The organism is Allorhizobium sonneratiae, from assembly GCF_023700755.1.
Taxonomy (GTDB): domain Bacteria; phylum Pseudomonadota; class Alphaproteobacteria; order Rhizobiales; family Rhizobiaceae; genus Allorhizobium; species Allorhizobium sonneratiae.
Window position 1 is genome coordinate 183,513 of record NZ_JAMKOJ010000006.1, and the last position, 26,664, is coordinate 210,176.

At 56.7% G+C, this 26,664-nt stretch carries 22 protein-coding genes; 10 read left to right on the forward strand and 12 right to left on the reverse strand.

All coding sequences use genetic code 11. The features are described from left to right. Window positions 1-7: 7 nt before the first annotated feature. Genes NAC44_RS12855 through NAC44_RS12870 form a run of 4 tightly spaced genes read right to left on the reverse strand, consistent with a single transcriptional unit; the run spans window position 8 to window position 3,988 of the window. Entirely contained in the window at window positions 8-1,927 is a 1,920-nt protein-coding gene (locus tag NAC44_RS12855; RefSeq protein ID WP_250941307.1) for a beta-N-acetylhexosaminidase, read from the reverse strand. Window positions 1,928-1,938: 11 nt separating this feature from the next. Next, window positions 1,939-2,718, reverse strand: coding sequence for an SDR family oxidoreductase (locus tag NAC44_RS12860; protein WP_250941308.1), 780 nt, complete (start codon window positions 2,716-2,718; stop codon window positions 1,939-1,941). A gap of 2 nt (window positions 2,719-2,720) precedes the next feature. Further along, window positions 2,721-3,605, reverse strand: a complete 885-nt coding sequence (locus tag NAC44_RS12865; RefSeq protein ID WP_250941309.1) for a MurR/RpiR family transcriptional regulator — start codon at window positions 3,603-3,605, stop codon at window positions 2,721-2,723. Continuing rightward, a complete protein-coding gene (locus tag NAC44_RS12870) occupies window positions 3,602-3,988 on the reverse strand; it encodes a RidA family protein (protein ID WP_250941310.1) in 387 nt (128 codons plus the stop codon). The genes NAC44_RS12865 and NAC44_RS12870 overlap by 4 nt, the downstream gene beginning before the upstream one ends. Window positions 3,989-4,125: 137 nt before the next feature. Here NAC44_RS12870 and NAC44_RS12875 point away from each other — a divergent pair, with 137 nt between their 5' ends. From NAC44_RS12875 to NAC44_RS12885, 3 genes are read left to right on the forward strand one after another with little or no spacing between them, the layout of a single operon-like run. Next, entirely contained in the window at window positions 4,126-4,614 is a 489-nt protein-coding gene (locus tag NAC44_RS12875; protein WP_250941311.1) for a hypothetical protein, read from the forward strand. Between the two features lie 12 nt (window positions 4,615-4,626). Next, a complete protein-coding gene (locus tag NAC44_RS12880; protein ID WP_250941312.1) occupies window positions 4,627-6,102 on the forward strand; it encodes a M81 family metallopeptidase in 1,476 nt (491 codons plus the stop codon). Then, window positions 6,099-7,187, forward strand: coding sequence for a D-TA family PLP-dependent enzyme (locus NAC44_RS12885; RefSeq protein WP_250941313.1), 1,089 nt, complete (start codon window positions 6,099-6,101; stop codon window positions 7,185-7,187). The genes NAC44_RS12880 and NAC44_RS12885 overlap by 4 nt, the downstream gene beginning before the upstream one ends. Window positions 7,188-7,305: 118 nt before the next feature. Here NAC44_RS12885 and NAC44_RS12890 read toward each other — a convergent pair whose 3' ends face one another. From NAC44_RS12890 to NAC44_RS12910, 5 genes are all read right to left on the reverse strand, one after another. Next, on the reverse strand, window positions 7,306-8,439 hold the full coding sequence (locus NAC44_RS12890) for an ABC transporter ATP-binding protein (RefSeq protein WP_250941315.1): 1,134 nt from the start codon (window positions 8,437-8,439) through the stop codon (window positions 7,306-7,308). 67 nt (window positions 8,440-8,506) lie between these two features. Then, window positions 8,507-9,730 carry an ABC transporter substrate-binding protein gene (locus NAC44_RS12895; protein WP_250941317.1) on the reverse strand — a complete coding sequence of 408 codons (1,224 nt, stop codon included), beginning with the start codon at window positions 9,728-9,730 and terminating at the stop codon, window positions 8,507-8,509. Window positions 9,731-9,802: 72 nt separating this feature from the next. Then, a complete protein-coding gene (locus NAC44_RS12900) occupies window positions 9,803-10,660 on the reverse strand; it encodes a carbohydrate ABC transporter permease (RefSeq protein ID WP_250941319.1) in 858 nt (285 codons plus the stop codon). Next, window positions 10,657-11,538: a carbohydrate ABC transporter permease gene (locus tag NAC44_RS12905; protein WP_250941321.1), complete on the reverse strand. Its 882-nt coding sequence runs from the start codon at window positions 11,536-11,538 to the stop codon at window positions 10,657-10,659. The genes NAC44_RS12900 and NAC44_RS12905 overlap by 4 nt, the downstream gene beginning before the upstream one ends. A gap of 8 nt (window positions 11,539-11,546) precedes the next feature. Beyond that, window positions 11,547-12,725 carry a Gfo/Idh/MocA family protein gene (locus NAC44_RS12910; protein ID WP_250941323.1) on the reverse strand — a complete coding sequence of 393 codons (1,179 nt, stop codon included), beginning with the start codon at window positions 12,723-12,725 and terminating at the stop codon, window positions 11,547-11,549. Between the two features lie 390 nt (window positions 12,726-13,115). On the opposite strand from NAC44_RS12910, the gene NAC44_RS12915 reads away from it, so the two are divergent. The 4 genes from NAC44_RS12915 (at window position 13,116) to NAC44_RS12930 (ending at window position 17,389) form a co-directional block, all read left to right on the forward strand. After that, the gene (locus tag NAC44_RS12915) at window positions 13,116-13,865 is read left to right on the forward strand and encodes a GntR family transcriptional regulator (RefSeq protein ID WP_250941325.1); all 750 of its coding nucleotides are present in this window, start codon (window positions 13,116-13,118) and stop codon (window positions 13,863-13,865) included. A gap of 181 nt (window positions 13,866-14,046) precedes the next feature. Next, window positions 14,047-15,243 carry an N-acetylglucosamine-6-phosphate deacetylase gene (nagA, locus tag NAC44_RS12920; RefSeq protein ID WP_420839931.1) on the forward strand — a complete coding sequence of 399 codons (1,197 nt, stop codon included), beginning with the start codon at window positions 14,047-14,049 and terminating at the stop codon, window positions 15,241-15,243. Then, window positions 15,240-16,151: an ROK family protein gene (locus tag NAC44_RS12925; RefSeq protein ID WP_250941327.1), complete on the forward strand. Its 912-nt coding sequence runs from the start codon at window positions 15,240-15,242 to the stop codon at window positions 16,149-16,151. The genes nagA and NAC44_RS12925 overlap by 4 nt, the downstream gene beginning before the upstream one ends. A gap of 521 nt (window positions 16,152-16,672) precedes the next feature. Then, window positions 16,673-17,389 carry a TetR/AcrR family transcriptional regulator gene (locus tag NAC44_RS12930; RefSeq protein WP_250941329.1) on the forward strand — a complete coding sequence of 239 codons (717 nt, stop codon included), beginning with the start codon at window positions 16,673-16,675 and terminating at the stop codon, window positions 17,387-17,389. 43 nt (window positions 17,390-17,432) lie between these two features. Here NAC44_RS12930 and NAC44_RS12935 read toward each other — a convergent pair whose 3' ends face one another. Together NAC44_RS12935 and NAC44_RS12940 are read right to left on the reverse strand one after the other, a co-directional pair. Then, window positions 17,433-18,818, reverse strand: a complete 1,386-nt coding sequence (locus NAC44_RS12935; RefSeq protein WP_274706886.1) for a sigma-54-dependent transcriptional regulator — start codon at window positions 18,816-18,818, stop codon at window positions 17,433-17,435. After that, a complete protein-coding gene (locus NAC44_RS12940; protein WP_250941331.1) occupies window positions 18,815-20,665 on the reverse strand; it encodes a sensor histidine kinase in 1,851 nt (616 codons plus the stop codon). Before NAC44_RS12940 ends, NAC44_RS12935 begins: the two co-directional genes overlap by 4 nt. 233 nt (window positions 20,666-20,898) lie before the next feature. Between NAC44_RS12940 and NAC44_RS12945 the strand changes: the two genes are divergently transcribed. Beyond that, window positions 20,899-22,230, forward strand: a complete 1,332-nt coding sequence (locus tag NAC44_RS12945; protein ID WP_250941333.1) for a dicarboxylate/amino acid:cation symporter — start codon at window positions 20,899-20,901, stop codon at window positions 22,228-22,230. An 87-nt stretch (window positions 22,231-22,317) separates the two neighbouring features. Here the strand turns inward: NAC44_RS12945 and NAC44_RS12950 are convergent, their stop codons facing one another. Next, window positions 22,318-23,064 (reverse strand): NnrU family protein, encoded by a 747-nt coding sequence (locus NAC44_RS12950; protein ID WP_274706888.1) that lies wholly within the window; start codon window positions 23,062-23,064, stop codon window positions 22,318-22,320. Window positions 23,065-23,470: 406 nt separating this feature from the next. Between NAC44_RS12950 and cyoA the strand changes: the two genes are divergently transcribed. Together cyoA and cyoB are read left to right on the forward strand one after the other, a co-directional pair. Further along, a complete protein-coding gene (gene cyoA, locus NAC44_RS12955; RefSeq protein ID WP_250941337.1) occupies window positions 23,471-24,622 on the forward strand; it encodes a ubiquinol oxidase subunit II in 1,152 nt (383 codons plus the stop codon). A gap of 36 nt (window positions 24,623-24,658) precedes the next feature. Beyond that, on the forward strand, window positions 24,659-26,662 hold the full coding sequence (gene cyoB, locus NAC44_RS12960; protein WP_250941339.1) for a cytochrome o ubiquinol oxidase subunit I: 2,004 nt from the start codon (window positions 24,659-24,661) through the stop codon (window positions 26,660-26,662). Window positions 26,663-26,664 lie beyond the last annotated feature (2 nt).

Consider the following 26,664-nt stretch of genomic DNA (forward strand, 5'->3'; position numbering starts at 1 on the left):
TGAAAAATCAAAGTTTCGGTGTCAGCGGCGCAAGGACGGCAAAGCGCAGCCAGTCCTTTTGCTCTTTTGGTGTCCAGGCGGCTTCCGCCACCGCCGCAAGCCGTGGGAAAACCAGATGGTTGAAATAATCCCGGCTCAGAACATGTTCAGACCAGATACAGGCCTGCACGCCTTTAAGCCGGGGTTTCAGCGCCTCGGGAAAGTCACCTTCGGCTTCATAGATATAGGTGTGATGCGGCGGCACGGTGCCAGCCCAGCTTGCGCCAGGCTCCTGCCAGGCCTCATCCTGCACCATGTCGAGATAATAGGCCTGACCCGGCGTCATCACCACATCATAGCCCTGTTCGGCCAGCGCCATGCCGACCTCGGGCTTCTGCCAGGCCATCAGCAGTGTTCCCTGCGGATCGACGCCGCCGCCATGCGAAACCTCATCCCAGCCGGCCAATTGCCGGCCACGCGCTTTCAGCATGGCCTGCACCCTTTTCATGAACCAGCTTTGCAGGCCGAATGTACCGTCGAGGCCCTCCCTCTCCATCAGCGCCCGCGCCAAAGGCGAGGCCATCCAGGTGTTGGCCGCCACTTCATCGCCGCCGATATGGACGAGTTTCGAGGGAAACAGCCTCACCATCTCATCGAACACTGTACCGAGAAAATCATAGGTCTTGTCGATGGCCGGATTGAGCGCATTATTGGGATAGCCCTGCACCGAGCGATAGCTGTCCGGCGCTTCCTGCCCGTCGGCAAGTTCCGGCAGCGCCGTGAGGATCGCAGTGCTATGGCCGGGAATGTCAATCTCCGGGACGACCTCGATGAAGAGACGCTCGGCATGGGCAACCAGCGTCCGCACATCCTCCTGCGTGTAAAAACCGCCGACCGGCTCTGCACCATTGCCCAGTTGCGGCAGCATCGGCTCATCCGGCCCGCGCAGAACGCCGGTCGTGGTCAATGGCGGAAAGGCCTTGATCTCCAGCCGCCAGGCTTCATCATCGGTCAAATGCCAATGGAAGATATTCAGCTTCAGCCAGCCCATGATGTCGAGAAGCCGGGCCACTGCACTGACCGGATAAAACTGCCGCGAGACATCGAGATGGCAACCGCGCCAGCCATAGCGCGGACAATCCTCGATGAGACCGGAGGCCGGGAACCAGAATCTATCATCGGGCTGGCGTGCGCCAAAGAGAAGCTGCGCCAGCGTCACCAGAGCGTAATGGCGGCCTGCCGCATCGCCATAGGCAAGCGTTATGGTCTCACCGAAATGCAGGCGATAGGCGTCCTTGCCCAGAGCCGGTTCGGGCGTGAAGGCAATCGGCCGCGCATCAGCCGTTTTCGTCAGACAAAATGGCTGATGCGCAACTGCAAACAGACGATGATAGAGCTGGTTGACGGCCTCGACCGCCCGCATATCCTCCAGCATGCTGCCGTGTGCCGGATAAAGCACCACCGGCAGTGCCGGACCCGGCTGAAGCTCGGCCTTGACCGGCCAAGGCTGCATGAAAAACGGCTGATCGAGCCGCCCTTCCGGCAACAGCTTCGGGGCCGCTTCGCTTCTCCCGCCCTCCAGCAGCAGATCATCCACCGTCACCGGCACATGCCTGCCCTCAGCCAGCGTCAGATAGGCAGATTTTGCCCCATCGGTCCGGTGTCGTGCCGGACGCCAGAGACCCTGAACGGTAAAACGCCACGCCTCACCGGGGTGGAGAACCAGATCCTCCGGCGGGGCAAACTGATGGAAATTGGCATTGCGGCGGAGAAAGCGGGCATTGCCGCAGGCCGGTGCATCCTTCACCCGCGTCAACGAGGTATAGGCCAGTTTGAAATCGCTGACAGGGTGATCGGAGAGATTGACCATGGTGAACACAAAGCCGCCACCCTCATCGCCTTCGATCGGGTGCCAGCTATTCTCAAGCCGAAACAGGCTGCCGCTCATGTCGTGCCCTTTCAATAATCGTTAGACTGGCTGAAGGTGCGGGCAAGCGCGCTCTGGCCCGCCGTCAAGCCGCAATCCACCGGCAGACAGACACCGGTGATCGCGGCGGCCTGATCGCTGACCAGAAAGGCCACGGCATTGGCGACATCTTCCGGCAGCACCACGCGGCCCAGCGCATACCAGCGTCGCGCCTCCTCGAACACATGCGGATTGGCCGCCGCCCGCGTTTCCCAGGCCTGCGTGCGCACGGTGCCGGGTGCGACCGCATTGGCGCGAATACCGTATTTTCCGTATTCCACAGCCATCAGCCGGGTCAGATGAATGAGGCCAGCCTTGGCAGCGCTATAGGCCGGATGGCCAAAGACCGCCATGCCATTGACGGAGGCGATATTGACCACCGAACCCCGGCTGCGCTTCAGAGGCTCTTCCAATGCCCGAAACATCAGAAAGGCCGCTTCCAGATTCAGCGCGCTGTCCATGCGCCAGATGGCCTGATCCGTCTCCTGCAGGCTGACGGCGCGGGCAGCACCGGCATTGTTAACAAGCGTTACCGTCTCTCCCATATCGTCAAGCATTGCCGCCATGGCGGCGACACTGTCCGCATCCGTCACATCAACCGTCACAGGGAAAAACCGGTCGTCGTCACCCAGAGAGATGGCGGCGCGCTTGCCAGCTTCAGTGTCGATATCGGCCAGCACGACACAATCATGGCTTTCCGCCAGCCGTGCGGCAATTGCCCGGCCAATATCGCCCGCAGCACCGGTGACGACAGCCAATCTTTTCTTTGTCATCGTCAATCTCCCAGAATCTGTTTGTCGTCCTTGCCGTCACGGTGTTCAACAAGCTGCTGCTTGATGTGACGCAGCGTCACCGTCGCCTGTTTGCGATTGCGATAGGCAACGAGGCTAACCACCACATCGACCACTGCCAGATAGGCAAAACGTGTCGATGTGGGCCGAAATATATTGTCGCCCTCCGGCAGATCGATACCGATCACCAGTTCCGCCATTTCTGCCAGCGGACTGCCGCTGCCGGTGAGCGCAACGGTGGAAATGCCGTTTTCACGCGCCAGTTCGAAGCATCGGATCAGCTCGCGATTGCGCCCGGAAAAAGAGGAGCCGACAAGCACGTCATTGCTGCGGGCGGCTGCCGTCATCATCAACTGCATGGTGTGGTCACAGCTTGCGGTGATGCGTGAGCCCAGCCGGAACAGGCGGTTTTGCAATTCATTGGCAATCATGGCGGAATTGCCGCCCGAACCGAAGGCATAGATCATCTCCGCCCGCGCAAGCCGATCCGCCACCTTGTCCAGAACCGCTGGTTCGAAACTGCGATGGGCAAGATAAAGCGCATTCTGCGCCTTGGTGATCACGTCTTCGGCCACATCGGCAGGTTCGGTGCTCTGCGCTTCCGGGTTGAGATAGCGCACGCCCACAAAGCCCGTCTTGGCGAGCTTCACCTTGAAATCAGCAAAACTCCGGCAGCCGAGCCGACGACAGAAACGTGTCACGGTCGGCGCCGAAACGCCCGCCTTTTCCGCCAGATCGGTGATCGATGCCCGGACGGCAAAATCGAAATCATTCAACAGAATATCGGCGATCCGCTGCTCAGATACCGAAAAGAGGCTGCGATCTTCCTGAAGAATGGTGAAGATATCGAGCACGTCTGCCCCGCTCACGATTTCGGTTTATAGGCGACGCAATCGATCTCCACCTTGCAGTCGACCATCATCGAGGACTGCACACAGGCGCGCGCCGGAGGATGAGCTCCGAAATAGCTCTGATAAATCTTGTTGAAGCTCCAGAAATCGCGCGGATCGTCCAGCCACACACCACAACGCACCACATGCTCGAGACCGTAACCGGCCTCTTCCAGAATGGCGATGAGGTTGGCAATGGTCTTGTGTGTCTGCTCGACAATGCCCCCCGCAATGATCTCCCCTTTTTCCATCGCCACCTGACCGGACACATAAAGCCAGCCATCAGCCTCGACGGCACGGGCAAAGGGAAGCGTCTGACCGCCCGCACCTGCCTCAACGGCACCATACCGCTTGATTGCCACATCACCCTCCATGCAAATTATTTTCGTCCAGTGTTGACAATTCACCATAACGAGACGATTTTTGCCAGAGTTTTTCATTCCAGATGAAAATTATTTAGACAATCTTCGACTTCGACACTCCTCGACAAGGACCGGCCATGCGTGATCCCTTCAGCAACCCTTTCCCTCTGGAAGATGAAGCACGTCACGCCATCTGGACCATGCTGGTGCCGCGTGACATCGACGCCTTTCTGGCGCGGGACTGGTCGATGGTGGAGGAGGATTTCATCGAGGACGGCTTTCTCGGCATCTCCGGCAACAAGACGCTCAACCCCGACCACTGGACGCTCGCCTTTCCCTCCCTCACGGCCTATCGCGACGAATGGCTTCGGCAGGCAGAGGATTTTGCCCAAACCACCTATACCGAAGACCCCCGCACGGCCATTTTCACCGCCACCCGTCTGGAAGAGATCGACATTCAGGGCGAAACCGCTCTGGTGCGCAAGAAATTCGACGGTGGCATCAAGCGCGCCGATGGCGGTTTCGACACCATGCAATGGCAGACGCTTTATTATTGCCGCCTTCATCAGGGCCGCTGGAAAATTTCCGGGTTCACCGGCTATCTTGCCTATCCTGTCGTACCGTGAAAGGCGCAGATGATGCGTATTTTCACCGCAGCTCTCGCCACAGAGACCAATACGTTTTCGTCAATCTGCATCGACCGCCGCGCCTTCGAAGCTTCACTCTATGCACCTCCCGGAGAGCATCCGGAAACGCCGACTCTCTGCACCGCGCCGATCACCGTTGGTCGCAAGGTCTGCGCGGACAAGGGCTGGACACTGATCGAGGGCACGGCAGCCTGGGCCGATCCGGCAGGACTGATCAACCGGCAGGCCTATGAAAGCCTGCGCGATGAAATTCTCGACCAGCTCAAGGCTGCGCTTCCGGTCGATGCCGTGGTGCTGGGCCTGCATGGGGCCATGGTCGCCGATGGCTATCTCGACCCGGAAGGCGATTTTTTAACCCGCATTCGCGACATCATCGGCCCCGATGTGTTTCTCGCCGCCGAGCTTGATCCGCACAGTCACCTGACGGCCAAGCGGGTTGCAGCGGCCAATGTCTTCGTCGCCTTCAAGGAATTTCCCCATACCGATTTCGTCGCCCGCGCACATGACTTGTGGCGCATCACCGTCGAGACGCTGGAAGGGCGAGTGAAGCCGGTGATGTCGGTGTTCGATTGCCGGATGATTGATGTCTTCCCCACCTCGCGCCAGCCCATGCGTGGCATTGTCGACAAGATGATGGCAATCGAAGCGGCGGACAAGGACCTGCTATCGCTCTCGGTCATCCACGGTTTCATGGCGGGCGATGTGCCGGAGATGGGTACGAAAACCATCGCCATCACCAATGGCGTGCCGGAGAAGGGCAAAGCGCTGGCCCAGGCCCTCGGCATGGAGCTTTTTGCCCGACGTGGCACCTTCATCATGCCGCAGATCGATGAAAAACAGGCGATTGCACAGGCGCTCGCCATCCCCGAAGGCCCGGTGGTGATTGCCGATGTCTGGGACAATCCCGGTGGCGGCACGGCAGGCGATGCAACGGTCATTCTGGCGGAAATGCTGAAACAGAAAGTCACCAACGCCGCTTTTGGGATGATCTGGGATCCGATTGCGGTGGAGATCTGCATGGCGGCTGGCGCTGGCGCGACCATTCCCTTGCGTTTCGGCGCAAAATCCGCGCCGGGCACGGGACAACCGATCGACGGACTTGTCACGGTCAAAGCCGTGGTTCCCAAGGCGGAAATGCGCTTCGGCGAAAGCATCGCGCCCTTTGGCGACGCCGCCTGGATTGAACTGCAGGGCATCGACATCATTCTAAGCTCGGTCCGGGTGCAGAGTTACGACCCCTCGCTTTTTACCGCCCTGGGGCTCAATCCCTTGGAACGCCACATACTGGTGGTCAAATCCACCAATCATTTTCACGCCGCTTTTGCCAAAATCGCCACGGACATTCTTTACTGTTCGGCCGGTTCGCCCTATCCCAACAATCCGGCCACCAATCCTTATCAGCGCGTGCGCCGTGACATCTGGCCGATCATGGCCGATCCGCACGGCCCGAATTTCGAGACATCATGACGCCTTTCGACATTGCCATCGGCACCCCTCTTGCCTCTCTCTCTACACCACGTCCCGTGATCGACGAGGATCGGCTAGCCAGTAACATCGCCCGCGTTCAGACCTATATGGATGCGCAGGGCCTTGCCTTTCGCCCGCATATCAAGACCCACAAGATACCCGCGCTGGCAAAGGCACAGATTGAGGCCGGAGCGCGCGGCATCAACTGCCAGAAGATCACCGAGGCGGAGATTTTTGCCGATGCCGGATTTCAGGATATTCTGATCACCTTCAACATTCTGGGTACCGAAAAGCTTGAACGTCTTGCTGCCCTGAACGAGCGCATCGACGATCTGAAAGTCGTTGCCGACAGTCTCGTCACGATTGAGGGGCTGTCCAGCCATTTTTCCGGTCGCAAGCCGCTTTCCGTGCTGGTCGAATGCGACACCGGCGGCGGGCGCTGCGGCGTGCAGACGCCCGATGAGGCGCTCACTCTGGCGGAAGCGATCCATGGAAAGTCAGGCCTTCGCTTCGTCGGCCTCCTCACCTATCCAAAGGCGCATACGGAAGCGGCTGTTGAGCAGTTTTTTGCCGCGACATTGACCCTTCTGTCAGAACGGGGCATCCCCTGCCCTATCGTCTCCAACGGCGGCACACCCAGCCTGTTTTCCGCCCATCTCGTGCCGTCTGCGACCGAACATCGCGCCGGGACCTATATCTATAACGACCGCTCCATGGTGGGAGCCGGGCATTGCAGTCTCGACGATTGCGCCATGCATATTCTGGCCACTGTCGTCTCCCGACCGACGCCAGACCGCGCCGTTCTCGATGCAGGATCGAAGGCCCTGACCTCCGATCTCCTCGGTTTCAACGATTATGGCCTCATTCTGGACTATCCCCTGGCTGTCATTACCAGCCTGTCGGAAGAACATGCCGTGGTCGATCTCAAACAGATTGCCGGAAAACGCCCTGAAATCGGCGAAAAAATCCGCATCGTGCCGAACCACACCTGTGTCGTCTCCAACCTGTTCGACCGCATGGTGTTTCACCGCAACGGTCTCGTAACCCGCGTGGAAGAGGTCGCAGCGCGCGGTCTTGTCTGGTAGAGCAAGAACCAAACACAAGCCGTCATGCTCGCCCTTGAGGCGAGCATTTGCCAAGCTTCGATTTCGTTGAGGCTTTATCAGACTGGCAGTTTCTCGGGGCAAGCCCGAGGACTGTGTCTTACGGCTCGATCGTTGCAAAATCCGCTGGCAATAGCGCACTTTTCCAATCGATATGGCGCTCCAGCGCCTGTCCTTCGCCGTCAAACAGATGGCAGTCTGCCGCCATGATCCCGGCCTGCATCGGTCTGTCCACCTGCACCGGCGCCGTCCCATCCAAGAGGGCGCAGAATGTATCGCCCGATGGAAGGCTGGCATAGGCAACCGTGTTGATGCCGAGACGCTCGATCACCGTTGGCGTTACGCTCAGACCAAGCTCGCCTGTGCCAAGCCGCACATGTTCGGGACGGATGCCGAGTGCCAGTTTTTCGCCCACAAGCTCGGGGCGTCCTTTGACCGGGATCATCGCCGTTTGGCCCTGAAAATCGACAGTGACACCATCCGGTCCCACGCCCTTGCAGACGACATCGAGAAAATTCATCTTGGGATTGCCGATGAAAGCGGCGACAAACCGGTTTTGTGGCTTGTGATAGAGTTCGAGCGGCGCGCCGACCTGGGCAATATGGCCGCCATTCAGCACCACGATCCGGTCGGCCATGGTCATGGCTTCCACCTGATCATGAGTGACATAGATCATCGTTGCCTTGAGATCGTGATGGAGACGGGTCAGCTCGATGCGCATATCAGCGCGCAGTGCGGCATCAAGGTTGGACAGCGGCTCGTCAAACAGGAAAATTTTCGGCTCGCGCACGATCGCCCGGCCAATCGCCACGCGTTGACGCTGACCACCGGACAATTGGCCCGGCTTCTGCTGCAAACGCTGGTCGAGCAGCAGGACCTTGGCCACCGCCTCGACCTTTTCGCGGATTTTTTCTTCCGGCAATTTTTCCACCCGGAGTGGAAAGGCAATATTTTCAAAAACGGTCATATGCGGGTAAAGCGCATAGGACTGGAACACCATGGCAATGCCGCGCTTGACCGGCGGCAGCGGATTGACCCGCACACCATCGATGACGATATCGCCTGCTGTCGTGTCGTCGAGACCGGCAATCATCCTGAGCAATGTCGACTTGCCGCAGCCGGATGGCCCGACGAAGACGACAAATTCGCCATTGTTGATCTCAAGCGAAATATTCGAGATGACCTCGAAATGACCGTAGGATTTACCAATCCCTTTCAAATTCAACTGACCCAATGTCATTCTCCTGCCGGGCAGACCGTGATAGGACGGGGGCCGATCCGATCAGCCCCCGTCATCTGTCTTACTTATCCGCTTCGATGTCTGCGGCTGCCTTTTTCAGCGCGTCTTCCGGCTTGGCGGATTTGGTGACGACTGACTGGACCATGTCGATCATGCTGTTCTGGAAGGCCTTGTAATCGGTAAAGAGCGGCTCCGGCCCACCGTAAGTGATCCCGTCAAGGAACGGCTTCCAGGACGGATCCTGCTTGACCATTTCAGCCACACCCGGAACGGGGCGCAGGGGTGTCAACCCATGAGTCTTTTCATAATAGAACTGATGTTCCGGATTGGTCAGCCATTTCGCCAGCGAAATTGCCTGCTCTTCCGTGCCGGTTCCCTTGAAGACGGCAAGGCTGTCGGTGATCAGCAGCGTACCGGGACCTTTGGCGTCGGGGCCGAGCGGCAGATTGGCGACGCCCCAGTTCAGCTTGGCATTCACCCGCTTGCGCACCCATGGACCCTGTTCAAACATGGCAATCTTGCCATCGTTGAACATCGGCGTCAGTTCGTCCTGCTCGTATGCGGTCGGACCGGCTTCGGACACATCGGCCATCTTGCCATACCATTTCAGCGCTTCGAGGTTTTGCGGGCTATCGAGCACGATCTTGCCGCTGGCATCGATCACCTGACCGTTATTGGTGTAAACCCAGTGCAGATACTGATGCATGGTGTTGTCGAAGGTTTTGGCGGAAAGACCATAACCGGCAATTCCGGTTTTTTCCTTGATGGTCTTGGCCATGTCATACATTTCCTGCCAGGTCTTCGGCGGCTTTTCCGGATCGAGACCGGCCTGCTTGAAAATGTCCTTGTTCCAGTAAAGCGCCTTGGTGGAGAAGGCGACCGGCACAGCCCATTGCTTGCCATCAAAGGTGACTGTATCGACGATATGCGGATAGTAGCTTGCCTTTTCCGCATCCGTCATCGGTACCGGCACGATCAGATCGTTCTGCGCCAGCTGCTTCAGCGTGCGTGAGCCGACATAAGCGAGGCTCACCGGCGTTCCGGCAGCAGCGAGCGTCGTGATCTTGTCCTGGCATTGCGACCAGCCGACGATTTCGACGCTGACCTTATAGCCCGGATTCTTTGCTTCCCATTCCTTGATGAAGCCGTCATAGCCTTCCGCCAGCGTATCGCCGCACTGGATCATGGAGACGGTCTTGTCGGCAGCTTTCGCCCCCGGCATGGCGGCTGTCAGCGCCAAGGCGGCGACGCCGATCAAACCACTGATTTTTCCCAGTTTTGTCATGGTCTCGTTCCCTTTTTCCCTGTTGACCACTTCCACGGCGCCTTTTACGCCGTGTATTTCACGTCCTGTATGTCACGTCTTGACCGCTCCCGCTGTCATGCCTGCCACGAGATAGCGTTGCAGCACGATGAAGACGACGAAGACAGGCAGAATCCCGACGAAACTTGCCGCCATCAACTCGTTCCAGATCACATCCTGCCGTCCGAAAAAGGCAAACAGCCCAACCGAAAGCGGCATAAATTCAGACTTGGAATTGAAGGTCAGCGCGTAAATGAACTGCTGGGCGTAGATCGTCAGAAAGGAATGCATTGCCACCACGGCAATGCCCGGCATGGCCAGCGGCACGACAACGCGGCGCAGTGTATAGAAACGGCTGGCACCATCCACCAGCGCCGATTCCTCAAGCTCTTTGGGAATGCGCAGCATATAGGTTCTGAGCAGCCAGATGCCCGTCGGGATGACAAAGGCCACGCCCGGCACGATCATGGCGAAATAGGTGTTGAGCAGGCCCATGGTCCGCATCAGCCGGAAAAGCGGGATCAGGAGAACCGCGCCGGAAAACATGTTGACGGCTAGCGTTGCGCCCAGAAGCGGTCCGCGGCCGCGAAACTCGAAGCGGGCAAAGGCATAAGCCGCAGGTGTGACCAGAATGACCGAAATCACCGTGCCGACACCGGAAATCAGGATGGAATTGACGATATAGCGTCCCAGCAAAGGCACATGCACCCACATGGTGCGATAGGCCTCCAGCGAGGCATCATCCGGCCAGAAGCGGTAAGGCGAAGAAAAAAGATGCGTCAGCGGCTTCAGCGAGACGAAAAAGCCTTCAACGAAGGGAGCCAGAACAAAAGTGAGAAACAGCGCCAGCCCCGCATAAATGCCAAGCATTTCATACCAGCGGAAACGGTCGATACGGGCAATGGTCTTCATGCGGCCTCCGCGGAAAAACGGCTGACGAGGCGGAAATAGACCCAGGTGAAAGCCGAGAGAAACACGCAGATCAATGCCGCGCGCGCTGCGCCCTCGCCGAACTTATAGGCCCCGATGGCGGTGCGGTAGGTGTCGATGATCATGGTCGTCGTCTCGCCGTTCGGTCCCCCTTGAGTCAGGATCCAGATGATGTCGAAGGAGTTGAAGGTGGAAATCAAGGACAGGATCGACATGGTGATCATCGCCGGAACAATCATCGGCAGGGTGATGCGGCGGAAGCGGTAGAAACGGCCAGCCCCATCCACCCAGGCCGCCTCATGCAGATCGCCCGGAATGGACTGGATGGCGGCCAGAAGATAGATCGTCACAAACGGCACACCGATCCAGACATCGGTGACGATGGTGGCCCAGAAGGCCGTATCCCCATAAGCAAGGATCGGAAACGGTCCATGCAGAATGCCGGCGCGCTGCAGAAGACCGGAAATCATGCCGAATTCGCCGTTATACATCCATTTCCACATGAAGATGCCGATGGCCATCGGCACGATCCAGGGCGGCATGGTCAGCACGCGAAAGAGGGTCCGTCCTGGCACGGCGGCATTCAAGAGCACCGCGCCGCTGGTGCCGATGATCATCTTGATCGAGACGGAAAAGAAGGTCCAGATCAGGGTGCGGATGATGATTTCGCCAAAACCGGAATGGAAAATCCGGGTATAATTGGAAAATCCAACCCAATCATAGGTCTGGCGCAGCGACGCATTGGTGAAGGACAGCTTGATCGTATCGATCAGCGGATAGGCAACAATCGCCAGAATATAGATGAGCGCCGGAAGGAGAAGAAACCAGACAAACCAGAGCGTGCGGTTTTTCGTTTCCATGCCGGGCCTCACGCGCTCTTGGCCGATGCCGCCTCAGTTCCATTGAGGCAGGCATCATAGGCGGCCCAGACAGGCGCCAGATCGACCACCTTACGCGCCTGTCGCGCCTCGTCCATGGCCAGTGCCAGAATACCCGCCTCGATGGCATCGAGCGCGGAAACCGGCTGCGGTTTCCCCTCAACGATAAAGGCCAGCACATCAGCGGCCATCTGCTCGTCGGCGCCATAGTGATGGGATTTTTCCGACGGTGCCTTATAGGTGTTGGCGATGACCTTCTCATTGGTGCGGGCATTGTGCACATCGAGATAGCCGCGAACGAAATCGCCTTCTGCCATGCCTTTCGAGCCGATCACGCAGAAGCGGCGGAACTGGTCCGGCACATTCAGATTGGTGTGGAAGGTCATCGACACGCCGTTTTCATATTCGATGATCGAGGTCTGGTAATCGATGATGTCGGCATCGCTATCGAACACCTTGTCCGCCCCCATCCAGCCGCTTGGCTTGCGGTGATAGACCGCCATGTCGTTGATGCCATCCAGCTCTGGCGCGTTTTCCGGCACAAAACTCTTGCGCCCGCCAAAACTTGCGACAAAGCGCGGCCGGCAACCGACGACGCCGTTATAAAGGTCGAGATCGTGGCAGCATTTTTCCAGCATGAAGCCACCGGTATAGCGACCATAACGCCGCCAGTCGCGCATGAAAAACGCCCCGTGATAAGGCTCGATATGTTCGGACGCCTCGATGGAGACGACATCGCCCAGACGACCTTCAGCCTGCGCGGCACGCAAATCCTGATAGAGCGGAGAATAACGCAGAACCAGACCGACAAGAAGACGGTCATGACCGTAACGATGGAGCAAACGGGCCAGCTCAAGGCTTTCCTCGATGGAAATGACGATCGGCTTTTCGGTGAAAACCGTCAGCCCGGCCTCAAGTCCGGCGCGGATATGGCCAAGATGCAGGTGGTTGGGCGAGCCGATCATCAAGAGATCGAATTTCTCCCCGGCAATCAGCGCTTCCGGTGTATCATAGGCCTTGCCGGGAGAAATGCCCGCCGCCTGCAAACCCGGCAGACCGGCAGGAGCCGGATCGACATAACCGACGATCTCGAACTGCGGATCGATCTCCTGCAACGCTCTGGCCAGATACCCAAGACGAAATCCGAGACCGATGATTGCGACTTTCACGGCAGACACCCTCACTTGACGTAATTTATTTTCATAAGACTGCGAAATTTAGGGGTGTCAGTCAACGGATAATGTCATATCGGCCAAAAGTATGAAAATAATTTTCACAACCTGATCGAATCATTCTGTTAAGCGCAGCATTCGCGCATAAGCAGCAATGAGTGCTGACAACACCGGCAATCCGTATCCCCCGTTTTCTTTTTTTTAAAAGATACCAAAAAAATGCCAATCGTCCAGCATCCGAACTAAAATAAAATAAATCCCCTTGTTAATGTTGGAAAAATTGTCATTCTGTCTGCCAGAACGTCCTGGATAAAATACCAAAGTGCAGGAAATTGCTTTATTGGTATCTTAATGGTACGTTTTCTCATGACCTGCGGAGAAGACGGCATGTATGATAAACTCGCCCTCAGCGAGCTGCAGTCCGGCAAGGATGGACCGCTCTACATCCGCCTGCGCTCTCTGTTGCAGCAGGCGATGGATGCCGGCATCCTCAAGCATGGCGAAGCCCTGCCGGCAGAGCGTGAAATCGCCGAGATTGCCGGGATCAGCCGGGTGACGGTGCGCCGTGCCATCGATCATCTGGTCGAGGACGGTCTGCTGGTGCGCCGCCGCGGCTCCGGCACCTTCGTCGTCAAGCAGATGCCGCGTCTGCAACAGCCCCTGACCCGCCTCACCTCGTTTACCGAAGACATGGCAAGACGGGGCATGACCGGCGGCTCACGCTGGCTGGAGCGCGGGCTTTTTCTGCCGACACCGGAAGAGACCATGGCGCTCGGGCTTGTCAGTCAGGCACGCGTTGCAAGACTTGTTCGCCTGCGCACCGCCAATGACATGCCGATTGCCTTTGAACGCACCAGTCTACCGGATGACCTGCTGCCAGAACCATCCCAGGTGGAAAACTCTCTCTACGCCGTGTTGAGCGAGGCCGGAATCCGCCCCGTCCGCGCCAACCAGCGCATTTCGGCAACCGTGCTGAATGACGAGGAAAGTGAGTTTTTAGGCGTTGCCAGCGGGGCGGCGGCGCTTTCAGTGCAGCGCATCGCCTATCTCGATACCGGTCGCGTCATGGAAGTGTCTCGCGCGCTCTACCGCAGCGATGTCTACGACCTCGTGGCCGAACTGACCCTTGGCGGCTAGGGTCACGGAAACAATGAAATGCTCTAACGCGTTGTTTTTACGCATTTCTGGACGGAAAACTGCTCTAAAATGCCGGGACTATAGAATGACAGATCCACACACAGACTGAGATGCCGATCAACCACCCGAAAACATTCTGAACACCGGTGAATTGGCTATGCCATTGCAAGAAAGTATGCGCATGAACAAGATGACGCCACCTGCCCGAATTGCCGTTACCGGCAGCCGTATTTTCGATGGTATGGCGTTTCACGATGGCAAAACCCTGCTCATCGAAAATGGACAGGTTGCAGCCCTTGTCGATGGCGACCAGCACCTTGATGTCGATCGCAGCGTCTCTGCCGAAGGCCTTATTCTTGCACCCGGTTTCATTGATCTCCAGGTCAATGGCGGCGGCGGCGTTCTGTTCAACAATCAGCCGGATGTTTCAGGTATCCGCACCATCTGCGAAACCCATGCGCGGTTCGGCACGACCGGTCTTTTGCCAACCCTGATCACCGATCGGCCTGACATACGCGATCTCGCCATTGCGGCCGGGCGCGATGCATTTGAACAGTCTGTTCCCGGCTATCTCGGCCTGCATCTCGAAGGCCCGCATTTGTCCATTGCGCGAAAGGGAACCCATGATCCGGCCTTGATCCGGCCGATGCTGGACGCAGATCTTGAGACATTGACTGCCTCTGCCGGTGAATTCGGTCTGGCCTTCATCACCATCGCGCCGGAAAATACCCGCGCCGATCAGGTCACGGCGCTGGTTGCGGCTGGATACAAGGTCAGTCTCGGCCATACGGATGCATCCAACGCCACCCTTATGCCTTATATAGAGGCTGGCGCAACGCTTGTGACCCATCTTTTCAACGCCATGAGCCAGCTTGGCAATCGCGAACCTGGCCTTGTCGGAACGGCGCTGCATTCTCCCCTGCTCCATTGCGGATTGATCGCCGACGGCTTCCATGTCGATCCGGTGACCATGCAGATCGCGCTTCGCGCCAAGCAGGGACCGGGACGGATTTTTCTGGTCACCGACGCCATGTCCTGCATCGGCACCGATGAAACCGGCATGATGCTCAACGGGCGGCAGATCTATCGCCGCGATGGCAGGTTGACGCTGGCGGACGGCACGCTGGCGGGTGCCGATATCGATATGCTCTCCTGCGTTCGCTATGTGCATAACAGGCTGGGATTGCCGCTTGACGAAGCACTCGCCACGGCCTCGCGTTATCCTGCAGACGCCATCAGCCTGACACGCAAAGGCAGGTTGGCGCCGGGTGCGGATGCCGATTTCCTGTTGCTCACTCCTACCCTTGATCTTCATTCGACCTGGATTGGCGGCGCTTGCGTCCATCAGGCAATGCCTGCTGAAGAGGCTATGCAATGATTGTCTGTTTCGACATTGGCGGCACCGCCATCAAAGGGGCCCTTGCCTTCAGCCCCGACGATATTCGTCCCTTTCCGCGTATTGCCACCCCTTCAGCTGATTTTTCCGCTTTCGTTGATGCGTTGAAGTCCGTCATTGAACAAGCACCGGAGAGACCAACTTGCGTTGCCATCTCAATCTGCGGCGTCATCGACCCGGAAGACCAGCGCGCCAATGTCGCCAATATTCCCTGCATTCATACCCGTTTGCTGCAACAGGACCTTGAGGCGGCGCTCGATCTGCCGGTGATCATTGCCAATGATGCCGATTGTTTCGTCATGGCGGAAGCGGCGCGTGGCGCAGGGCGCGGCCATCGCGTGGTCTTCGGCATCATTCTGGGAACCGGCGTTGGTGGCGGCATCGTTGTCAACGGCAGTTTGATCAACCAGCAGGGCGGCTTTGCCGGGGAATGGGGCCACGGCGCGGTCGCGGCCACCGAGGCTGGCGAACCACCTCTTCATATTCCGCGCTTTGCCTGTGGCTGCGGGCAGAAAGGCTGTATCGATGCCACCTGCAGCGCCCGCGGCATGGAGAAAATCCACGCCCATCTGACAGGCAAAACCCGAACCAGTGAACAGATCGTTGCGGATTGGCTGAGCGATGACCCAGAGGCTCGTCGCACGATAGAGATCTATATCGACCTTCTATCCGCTCCCCTTGCCATGGCGATCAATCTCACCGGTGCAAGCATCGTCCCCGTCGGTGGCGGCCTTTCCAATGCCATTGAACTGATCAATGCTATCGATCTGGCTGTGAGAGCACGTATTCTACACCGATATAATCGCCCTGTGATTGTCACCGCCCAATTGCACACCGAGCCAGGCTTGATAGGGGCAGCCATGTTAGGCCTGGCATATCAGCCAGAATGACCGTCACCACGCAAACCAGGAAACGGTTACGTGTGGTAGCACGTCCTTCAAACCATGATTGAAGCCAGATAACATGATAGAAATGAGCAGAACGCAATCTGATTATTAAGTTTACCCTATTAGCATAAATATTATATTTATTAAAAAACAATATTATAAATTATGTATATAACTATATTTTTATAATTGAATTTTTTATAGTAATTTAATCTACATTAGATAGTATAGCAATTGTCATGACATCAGCCAAAAAGGTTTTGCAGAAAACCTCGACATGATTCCATGATCCGGTCCTGATCCATTAAGAAAATTATACAGCCCTTAGAGCATTGTCCCGAGAAAAGTGCATAGCGGTTTTCCGTCCGGAAATGCGAAAAACAAAGAATGAGAGCATCGGTCGAAAAGTGGGAGCCGGTTTTCGGAAAAATCCGATGCTCTAGAGCATGTTGACGCATCATGCCTCTGATAAAACGCATGATGCTGACATGGTCGGAACATCATACCATTTTTCAGCAGCGAGCATGCGGGACAAAGAAAGCGTGTCAGACCATCTTGCCATCAAAAGCCTCGAAGAGAATGCCGCCGCCTTGCAGCGACAGCAGTCTCAAGCCGAGACCAGAACCGCGCAAAAAATCATTCTCCAGGCCGCTATCCATGAATTTGCGCTCAATGGACTGCATGGTGCCCGTATTGATGCGATCGTTGCGCGCTCGAATATCAACAAACGCATCCTTTATCACCATTTCAAGGACAAGGAGAGCCTTTACAGGGCAGCACTCCTCGAAATCGTGACCCATCTAAGGCAGGCAGAGTTGCGACAATTGCAAACGCCCTATCCGTCCGCATCGGATTCAATATGCGCATTTGCCCGTTTTCTTTGGCGTTACTGCCTGGAAAACCCCTATTTCGTCAGCTTCGTCTCCGGCGAAAATCATCTCAAGGGCAAATACATGCTGGACGAAAGCGGAATGAGCGGTTCTCATGCCCCGTTTCTTGAAAACTTCAAAGCTTTGCTGACACAAGGTGTTTCCGAGGGGCAGTTTCGCAGCGGTCTCAATGCATTGCGCACCTATATGACCATCAGCGGCCTTTGCTTTTATTATATCCATAACCGCTTCACCCTGATGGCTGCCTATGGCACCGATCTTGAAACAGAGGAAGCGCTACAGGCATGGGAAGATCATATCGTGACGCTTTTGCTGGCTTCCATATCGAAGACCGGCAGAATTGATCCTTGAACAGGCCCATTGGTCCAAGGTTCCAATCTCAGCCGCCTTGCCCTCATGGATCTGAAAGGGAAGACAGTAATTCGTCTTCGCCGCAAAAATCCTTTCGGCTGATACCATGGCGGTTGAGCTTGTCATAAAATGTCTTGCGGGGAATTTTCAGGGCGTCCAGACTGCGCCTCACATCTCCGTCATTCTCCTTGAGAACCTGACGGATAATCTCACCCTCATACCGCTCGACCCGCTCCGGAAGAGACAGGCCTGCTGCCTGAATGGATGTTGCGCCAGTGATGTCCGGTTCGCCATCTTCAAGCCCCAGCACGAAGCGTTCGGCAAAATGGGTCAGTTCACGCACATTGCCCGGCCAGTCATGTTCGCGCAGGTGACGCTCGACCCCGTCTGAAACGGAAGGCGCTTCCCGGCGGAAGCGCATCGCCGCCCGCTCGACGAAGTGAGCAAAGAGAAGCGGAATATCCGCCCGCCTTTCCCTGAGCGGCGGTATCGTCAGGGTCACGACATTGAGACGGTAATAAAGATCCTCGCGAAAATCACCGCGCCGGGCCGGATCACCCAGATCGATCTTGGCCGCGGCAACCACCCGCAAGTCTACCGGCCGAACCTCATTGGTGCCAAGAGGGGTCACCTCGCGCATTTCCAGCACCCTCAGCATCTGCACCTGGGTCGAAGCCGGCATGCTTTCGATTTCATCGAGAAACAGCGTTCCACCGCTTGCATGTTCGATGCGCCCGATCCTCCGCTTCTGCGCCCCGGTAAAGGCCCCCGCCTCATGGCCGAACAGCTCACTCTCGATCATGCTTTCGGGCAAGGTTCCGCAGTTGAGCGCAACGAAATTGGCCGCAGCGCGGCGGCTCCAGCGATGCAGAAGACTGGCGACAACCTCCTTGCCACTGCCTGTTTCACCCATCACCAGCACATCGACATCCGTATCGGCAATCTGTCGCAAGGTGCGGCGCAGCCGCTCCATGGCCGGTGTCTGACCAATCAGCGGCAGACCGTCCTGCGCGGCAATCGCCGCTTGCCGCAGGGCTCGGTTTTCCATGATGAGACGCCGCTTTTCCGCCGCACGCGCCACGCTTTGCTGCAAATGCCCGGTGGCAAACGGTTTGGTGATGAAATCATAGACCCCATCCTTGATCGCTTGAACAGCCATGGCGATATCGCCATGGCCGGTAATCAGAATGACCGGCAGATCGGCATCCAGCGCCTGAATTCGACGAAACAGCTCCAGACCGTCGATATCCGGCATTCGGATATCCGAAACGACAACGCCTTCGAAGGCACTGCTGACATGCGCCAGCGCCTCGACCGGATGGGCATAGGCTTCTACGGCGAAACCGGCAATCTCCAGTGTCTGCCGCGTGGCCTGCAAAAGATCGACATCGTTATCGATGAGGATGACCGGAGAATGAGAAATGCTCATGCGGATGCTTTCGGCAGTTGAATGGTGAAACGGGCTCCGGCAGCGCCGCTCTCGACGGTGAGATCGCCGCCATAATCACGAATGATGTCACGGGATATAACCAGACCGAGACCGAGACCCTTTTCCTTCGAGGTTGTAAACGGGGTAAAGAGTTGCGGGCGAATATCTCTTGAAATGCCTGGACCGTTATCCTCGATGACAATGTCGACATGACCGTCACCAACCTCGACATGCACTTCGACCTTGCCGTCCGGCTGGGCTTCGACCGCCTCAAGTGCATTCTGGAAAAGATTGATCAGCACCTGTTCGAGGCGTAGCCGGTTGGCCTTGACCAGTACCCTTTGCGATGGCGCATGAAAGACCAGCGCATCAAGTCGCCCGGCAAAACGGCTGCGCAGCAGTTCTATCGCACCGGAAACGGCATCGCCCACAGCCACGGGTTCCGGTGCTGTACGGCCTTTGCGGGCAAAAGCCTTCAGGTCTTCGGTAATGGCGCCAATCCGTTCCGTCAGTCTGGAGATGGCGCCGAGATTGTCGCGGGCCATGCCCACATCATGACGCTCCAGAAAAACCTCGGCATTTTCGGCAAAGGCACGAATGGTTGCCACCGGCTGATTGATCTCATGCGCGACACCGGCGGCCACCTGCCCCAGAATGGCCAGCCGGTTGGCCTGCACCAGTTCCTGCTGCACCACCTGAAGGCGGGCCTCCGTCTCCTTTCGCCCGGCAATTTCAGCTTCCAGCCGGTCTCGGGCCATGGACAGATCAAGCGTCCGCTCCGCCACGCGCCGCTCCAGTTCCAACTGGTTGGCCCGCACACGCGCCATGCGCAAGGACGCAGCATGGCGCCGCCAAAGCACGAACGCGACCAATAGATAAATCGGCGCCAGCACCGAAACCGTCACCAGACGCATCTCGCGCGTCATCGCGTCAATGGCCGGTTCCGTCGGAACGAGATAAAGAAATTTCCAGTTTGTTGTCGGAACATCCTGGGATATTTCGAGATAGTCTTTGCGGATCATCTCCGGCAATCGGCCACGAACAAGACGCAAACCATCGGTAAAGCGCGCCACCGTCGTCAAGGACAACGGCTGAAGGGGAGCATCGCCAAACTGCAAGCTGTCATGAATGCTCTGACGACGTGCCTCAGGCAAAGGAGCAAGCGTTTTGAAACGCCATGCCGGAATGCTTGAAATCAGGATCACACCGCTTTGATCCGCCACAAGACTGGCCCTTTGATCTTCCTGCCAGTCATTTTCAAGATCCTGAAATTCCGATTTGACAACAACCACGCCCAGCGGCTTGTCAGCCGGACCGACCCGCCTTGAAATATAGAGCCCCGGAACCTTGCTCACCGTACCAAAGGCAAAATATTCCGCCGCCCCTTGGGCCATGGAGCGGCTGAAATATTGCCGGAAGGCATAATCAGACCCGACAAAACTTTGTGGCGACTGCCAATTGCTTGACGCAATCGCATGACCGGAGGCATCCGTAACATAAAGAACGGAAGCACTGGTCCCCGCAACGAGCCGCGCCAATTTCCGGTTCAGGCGATCGACCGCCTCCGGCGTTTTCAGGCTTAGGGCATCGATCACCTGCTGGTCTTCAGCCAGGACCAGCGGCAGGGAACGCGGACGCTCCAGAACCGCACGCAGAAAGGCAAGCTTGAGATTGGCGCTGGAACGGGCTTCTTTTTCAAGCTCTGCCAGCGCAGTCTGACGGGCATAAAGTCCGATACCGTAAAAACAACCGGCTGCCAGCAACAGGCCAACCACAAGCATTTGTAGCCAGCCATACCGATTGCGGCGCGAAAAATCGGGCGAATGAGGAACAGCAAAGGTCTGCATCAGAGTTTGATCTGTGCATTTTTCCGCACAAGGCGCAAGGAGGAATGTGAAAACCCGCACAAATTACAAGGCCCGCGACCATAAACGATAGGCAGAAATATGTCATAACAATGACTTACAGAAAGATAAAATCTGGCACGCCCTTTGCTATCCATTAAGCAGCATCAAAATGATGTCGATAAAATCTCAGCCCCGGGAGGCCGTCAGCGGTTTGGGGCACCATGGAGGATCTTATGCAGATAGCACCTGCTGCCAGCCAGCAACAACCCAGCCTGCCCTTTTACCGTCACCTCTATTTCCAGGTCGTTGCGGCCATTCTCATCGGCATTGCGCTTGGACATTTCTACCCGCAAACCGGTGCGGCGATGAAGCCTCTGGGCGACGCTTTCATCAAGCTCGTCAAGATGGTGATTGCGCCAGTGATTTTCCTCACTGTCACCACCGGCATTGCTGGCATGAGCGACCTGAAAAAGGTCGGTCGCGTGGCCGGCAAGGCGATGATCTACTTTCTGGTCTTTTCGACGCTTGCCCTGATTGTCGGCATGGTCATCTCCAATGTCCTGCAACCGGGCAGCGGAATGCATATCAATCCGGCCACACTGGATACGAAGTCCATCGCCACCTATGCGGCCAAGGCGCATGATGCCAGTGTCACCGACTTTCTGATGAACATCATTCCGAACACGATTGTCGGCGCCTTTGCTACCGGTGACATTCTGCAGGTGCTGTTCTTCTCGGTGCTGTTCGGCATTTCGCTGGCCATCGTCGGCGACAGCGCCAAACCGGTCGTCACTTTCCTGCAGTCGCTGACGGCTCCGATCTTCAAGCTGGTCGCCATTCTGATGAAGGCCGCCCCGATCGGCGCATTCGGCGCAATGGCCTTCACCATTGGCAAATATGGCATCGGCAGCATTGCCAATCTCGCCTATCTGATCGGCACGTTCTACCTGACCTCGCTGCTCTTCGTGCTGGTCGTTCTGGGTGCCGTTGCCAAATATAACGGCTTCTCCATTCTGGCGCTGATCCGCTACATCAAGGAAGAACTGCTGCTGGTGCTCGGCACCTCCTCGTCGGAAGCCGCCCTTCCCGGCCTGATGGCCAAGATGGAACGGGCAGGCTGCAAGCGCTCCGTCGTCGGCCTCGTCATCCCGACCGGCTATTCCTTCAATCTCGACGGCACCAACATCTATATGACGCTGGCGGCGCTGTTCATTGCCCAGGCAACCGACATTCATCTGTCACTCGGCGATCAGATCCTGCTACTGCTGGTGGCCATGCTGAGTTCGAAGGGTGCCGCTGGTATTACCGGAGCGGGCTTCATCACGCTTGCCGCCACGCTTTCGGTCGTGCCTTCCGTTCCGGTCGCCGGCATGGCGCTCATTCTCGGTATTGACCGTTTCATGTCCGAATGCCGCGCCCTGACCAATTTCGTCGGCAATGCCGTCGCCACCATTGTCGTTGCCCGCTGGGAAAACGAACTCGATGTGGAAAAGCTGAACGCAGCCATGTCGGGTCAATTGCCTGAGGAAATCGACGTACAGGCCATTACGGCAACAGCAAGCTAAGCTTGTGCTGCCGCATGGCTGCAGAGACATCAAGGCCCCAGTCTTCCTCAGCGAAGGCTGGGGCCTTATCATGTCTAAAAAAGACGTTCACCAGGCCCCATAAAGTGCCAGCAGCAGCGGATCGACGCCAAACAAGACTTCATGAGCAGCAAACAACAGACCGAACGTGAGAACAGCCGTTGCAAAAAAGGACAAAATGAATTCCCGATCCATCGTAAACCGGACATCACCCCGAAGAAGGGCAAGACAGGGTATGATCGATGTTTTGCCGACAATCCTGCCCCAGTCCGACCCCGCTCTTATGCGTCCGCGTCTTTCCAGCATGATGATCCCGACCAGCGCATAAAGAGAAAATCCCCCAAAAAGGATCAGGGCTCTTTCCTCGCCATTGGGGAAAATATGGCTGGCGAACAGCAGAAAGAAGCCGATCAGGACCGGATGGCGGGTGATGGCCACGATCGCACCTGAGCGCTCCCCTCGACGAAAGCTGATGGATGACGGATTGGGGCTCAGCAATCCGCACACCACCAGAAACAGGCCAAGAGGCGCCAAAAGCAGCGTAATCCAGGCCTGCCAGGCATATTCCGGCCAGAACACAACTTCCGGCGCCATGGCGAAAGCCACGATCAGACCAGCAAGAGAGGCAAGCGACAGGATGCTGTAGACCAGCAGATAGACCCTGCGGCCCATACGGGCGATCAATCGGTTGCGAAGTGCCGGCATCGACGGCAAAGAGTGCAAAACAAGAAAAGCAACAAAGACAAGAATCAGGATCGACATCACAAGGTCCAGAGCAGGTTGCGAGCGCCAAATCGACAGGTCACGATCAGCCATCGCCGCACATGAGCTTATGCAGTCTCCAAAAGCAATGTGCCGGCAACACACAAGATGGGGAGGCCGCATGAGCGCACCGGAAAACCGACGCACCCGCCATTCACACACTTTGCTCTCTGCAGGAATGAGGATTTTTTAGGGTGCGACAATTTGAATAGCATCAAAAAATCGAGCCCGTAGACCGGCGAGCAAAAGGATGATTCTTGCGGCCATCACAGATGATAAAATCCATAACCTACTGATAAAGAACATTTTCAATAACTGCAGACGGCGACTGCCACGACAGATCGCAACAGAAATTTCCACGCCGAGATTATATTAGCATGTTGCCCTGCGACAAATCGCGCATTTATTCGCGCGCTAAAAGAGGTCATTCGCAAGGCAGTGATTGATGAGAGTCAATGTAATGAAAAAAATCCCGCTTCCGTCTTTTTTGCTGCTGGCCCCGCTTCTCCTGTTGTCGGGCTGCAATCTTGTGGTCATGTCGCCTTCCGGTGATATCGCCATGCAGCAACGCAATCTGATCATCTTCGCGACGGTGCTGATGCTGATCATCATCGTTCCCGTCATTCTGATGGTTCTGTTCTTTGCCTGGCGCTACAGGGCGTCCAACACATCGGCGACCTATCTGCCCGACTGGCATCACTCGACGAAAATCGAGCTGGTCGTTTGGTCTGCGCCGATTGCCATCATTATCGTGCTGGCATCAGCGACATGGATCTATACCCATAAGTTGGATCCTTATCGTCCGATTGACCGTATCGATGCCCAAACCCCGTTGCCAGCCGGCGTCAAGCCGCTCGAGGTTGACGTGGTCGCCATGGACTGGAAGTGGCTGTTCATCTATCCGGAACTCGGCGTTGCAACGGTCAACGAACTGGCAGCACCGCTGAATGTTCCGATCGATTTCAAGATTACGTCGCAGTCGGTCATGAATTCCTTCTTTATCCCTGCACTGGCTGGCCAGATCTATGCAATGCCGGGCATGCAGACGGAACTTCACGCCGTCATCAACAAGCCAGGCGTTTTTGAAGGATTTTCGGCCAATTACTCGGGTGCCGGCTTCTCACACATGCGCTTCAAGTTCCATGGGCTGAGTGCTGACGACTTCAAGAACTGGGTTGCCAAGGTCAAGAATGACGGGATCGCACTGAACCGCGACACCTATCTCAAACTTGCCAAGCCGAGCGAAAGCGATCCGGTTCGCTACTTTGCATATACAGACAAGGCCTTGTTCAACGATATCCTCAATCTGTGCGTCGAGCCTGGCAAGATGTGCATGAGCCAGATGATGCATATCGACAGCATGGGCGGCGCCGGCAAGGATAGCGAAGGCAACGTCAAGAAGCTGCAATATGACAATCGTGGCGTCGATCTGAGTGTCAGCCCTCCAAACGGAAATGACTCCCTCTCACAGGCAGATACCAAGCCTTCGAAGATGGTTGCATCCAACAAAGCTGACGATACAACGCAGCACACACATATGAACCACTCCATGCCGGGAATGAACATGCCCGACAGCGACAATGGTGCGGCCAAGACGGTTCAGACCAACTGAGCCGTCAACGCCACAGACAACCAAACGGGACGTCCCATGTTTTCAAACCCTGACCTTATGAAGTTTATCTTCGGCCGGTTGACGCTCGATTCGATACCCTATCATGAGCCTATTCTGGTCGTCACCTTCATCGCTGTCGCCATTGGCGGCATAGCGGTCGTTGGAGCCATTACCTATTTTCGTCTCTGGGGTTATCTCTGGAAAGAATGGTTTACCAGCATCGATCATAAGAAGATCGGTGTCATGTATATCGTTCTTGCCCTGATCATGCTGCTGCGCGGCTTTGCCGACGCGCTGATGATGCGCACCCAGCAGGCCATTGCTTTCAACGGCAATCCCGGCTTCTTCCCACCGCATCACTATGACCAGATCTTCACCGCCCATGGCGTGATCATGATCTTCTTCATGGCGATGCCGTTCATCACCGGTCTGATGAACCTTGTGGTTCCGCTGCAGATCGGCGCACGCGATGTGTCCTTCCCCTTCCTGAACAACTTTTCGTTCTGGATGACCACGGCTGGCGCCATCATCATCATGCTGTCGCTTTTCATCGGTGAATTTGCCCGTACAGGCTGGCTGGCCTATCCGCCGCTGTCCGGCATCGATTACAGCCCGGGCGTTGGCGTTGATTATTACATCTGGGGCCTCCAGGTCGCTGGTGTCGGAACCACGCTTTCAGGCATCAACCTGATTGCCACGATCATCAAGATGCGCGCACCGGGCATGACTTTGATGAAAATGCCGGTCTTTACCTGGACCGCGCTCTGCACCAACATCCTGATCGTCGCCTCGTTCCCGATCCTGACGGCAACACTGGCACTTCTGACGCTGGACCGTTACGTTGGCACCCATTTCTTCACCAATGACCTTGGTGGGAATTCGATGATGTATATCAACATGATCTGGATCTGGGGCCATCCGGAAGTCTACATTCTCATTCTTCCCTGCTTCGGCGTATTCTCCGAGATCGTATCCACATTCAGCGGCAAGCGTCTGTTTGGTTACAACTCGATGGTCTATGCCACGGTCTGCATTACCGTCCTGTCCTATCTGGTGTGGCTGCACCACTTCTTCACCATGGGCTCGGGCGCAAGTGTCAACTCCTTCTTCGGCATCACCACGATGATCATCTCGATCCCGACCGGTGCGAAGATGTTCAACTGGCTGTTCACCATGTATCGCGGGCGCATCCGTTTCGATGTGCCGATGCTGTGGACCATCGGTTTCATGGTCACCTTCGTGATTGGTGGCATGAGTGGTGTGCTCCTGGCAGTTCCACCGGCCGACTTCGTGCTGCATAACTCGCTCTTCCTGATTGCTCACTTCCACAATGTGATCATTGGCGGCGTGGTCTTCGGGGTGTTTGCCGGTACGAACTACTGGTTCCCCAAGGCCTTCGGCTTCCGTCTCGACCCGTTCTGGGGCAAGATGTCCTTCTGGTTCTGGCTGGTCGGCTTCTACTTCGCCTTCATGCCGCTCTATGTGCTCGGCCTGATGGGCGTCACCCGCCGCATGAGCCAGTTCGACGATCCCTCGCTGCAAATCTGGTTCATCATTGCCGCCTTCGGTGCCTTCCTGATCGCACTTGGCATCGGTTCCTTCCTCATGCAGATTTTCGTCAGCATCAGAAAGCGCGAAGAACTGCGTGACGTAACCGGCGATATCTGGGGTGGTCGTACATTGGAATGGTCGACATCGTCGCCGCCGCCAGCCTACAACTTCGCTTTCACCCCTGTGGTTCATGACCATGATGCGTGGGACGACATGAAGAAGCGCGGCTATACCCGTCCGCTTCTGGGCTTCAAGCCGATCCACATGCCGAAAAACACCGGTACCGGGGTTATCCTGTCCGGTCTGAGCGTGGCGCTTGCCTTCGGTCTCATCTGGTACATGTGGTGGCTGGCTGCGGTGTCCTTCATCGCCATCCTGGTCGTCGCCATTGGCCACACCTTCAACTACAAGCGCGACTTCTACATCTCTGCTGAAGAGGTGACCAATACGGAAGCAACGCGCACCGCACTTCTGGCCAGCAAGGGGTAACC

What these genes read in the sequence shown, in the direction of transcription:
- NAC44_RS12880 (WP_250941312.1), top strand. Translation starts at nt 4,627, where the DNA reads ATGCGTATTTTCACCGCAGCTCTCGCCACAGAGACCAATACGTTTTCG.
- NAC44_RS12860 (WP_250941308.1), bottom strand. Translation starts at nt 2,718, where the DNA reads ATGACAAAGAAAAGATTGGCTGTCGTCACCGGTGCTGCGGGCGATATT.
- NAC44_RS12945 (WP_250941333.1), top strand. Translation starts at nt 20,899, where the DNA reads ATGCAGATAGCACCTGCTGCCAGCCAGCAACAACCCAGCCTGCCCTTT.
- NAC44_RS12900 (WP_250941319.1), bottom strand. Translation starts at nt 10,660, where the DNA reads ATGAAGACCATTGCCCGTATCGACCGTTTCCGCTGGTATGAAATGCTT.
- NAC44_RS12905 (WP_250941321.1), bottom strand. Translation starts at nt 11,538, where the DNA reads ATGGAAACGAAAAACCGCACGCTCTGGTTTGTCTGGTTTCTTCTCCTT.
- NAC44_RS12915 (WP_250941325.1), top strand. Translation starts at nt 13,116, where the DNA reads ATGTATGATAAACTCGCCCTCAGCGAGCTGCAGTCCGGCAAGGATGGA.
- NAC44_RS12930 (WP_250941329.1), top strand. Translation starts at nt 16,673, where the DNA reads ATGCGGGACAAAGAAAGCGTGTCAGACCATCTTGCCATCAAAAGCCTC.
- NAC44_RS12875 (WP_250941311.1), top strand. Translation starts at nt 4,126, where the DNA reads ATGCGTGATCCCTTCAGCAACCCTTTCCCTCTGGAAGATGAAGCACGT.
- NAC44_RS12925 (WP_250941327.1), top strand. Translation starts at nt 15,240, where the DNA reads ATGATTGTCTGTTTCGACATTGGCGGCACCGCCATCAAAGGGGCCCTT.
- NAC44_RS12895 (WP_250941317.1), bottom strand. Translation starts at nt 9,730, where the DNA reads ATGACAAAACTGGGAAAAATCAGTGGTTTGATCGGCGTCGCCGCCTTG.
- NAC44_RS12885 (WP_250941313.1), top strand. Translation starts at nt 6,099, where the DNA reads ATGACGCCTTTCGACATTGCCATCGGCACCCCTCTTGCCTCTCTCTCT.
- NAC44_RS12855 (WP_250941307.1), bottom strand. Translation starts at nt 1,927, where the DNA reads ATGAGCGGCAGCCTGTTTCGGCTTGAGAATAGCTGGCACCCGATCGAA.
- cyoA (WP_250941337.1), top strand. Translation starts at nt 23,471, where the DNA reads ATGAAAAAAATCCCGCTTCCGTCTTTTTTGCTGCTGGCCCCGCTTCTC.
- NAC44_RS12950 (WP_274706888.1), bottom strand. Translation starts at nt 23,064, where the DNA reads ATGGCTGATCGTGACCTGTCGATTTGGCGCTCGCAACCTGCTCTGGAC.
- nagA (WP_420839931.1), top strand. Translation starts at nt 14,047, where the DNA reads ATGAACAAGATGACGCCACCTGCCCGAATTGCCGTTACCGGCAGCCGT.
- cyoB (WP_250941339.1), top strand. Translation starts at nt 24,659, where the DNA reads ATGTTTTCAAACCCTGACCTTATGAAGTTTATCTTCGGCCGGTTGACG.
- NAC44_RS12935 (WP_274706886.1), bottom strand. Translation starts at nt 18,818, where the DNA reads ATGAGCATTTCTCATTCTCCGGTCATCCTCATCGATAACGATGTCGAT.
- NAC44_RS12940 (WP_250941331.1), bottom strand. Translation starts at nt 20,665, where the DNA reads ATGCAGACCTTTGCTGTTCCTCATTCGCCCGATTTTTCGCGCCGCAAT.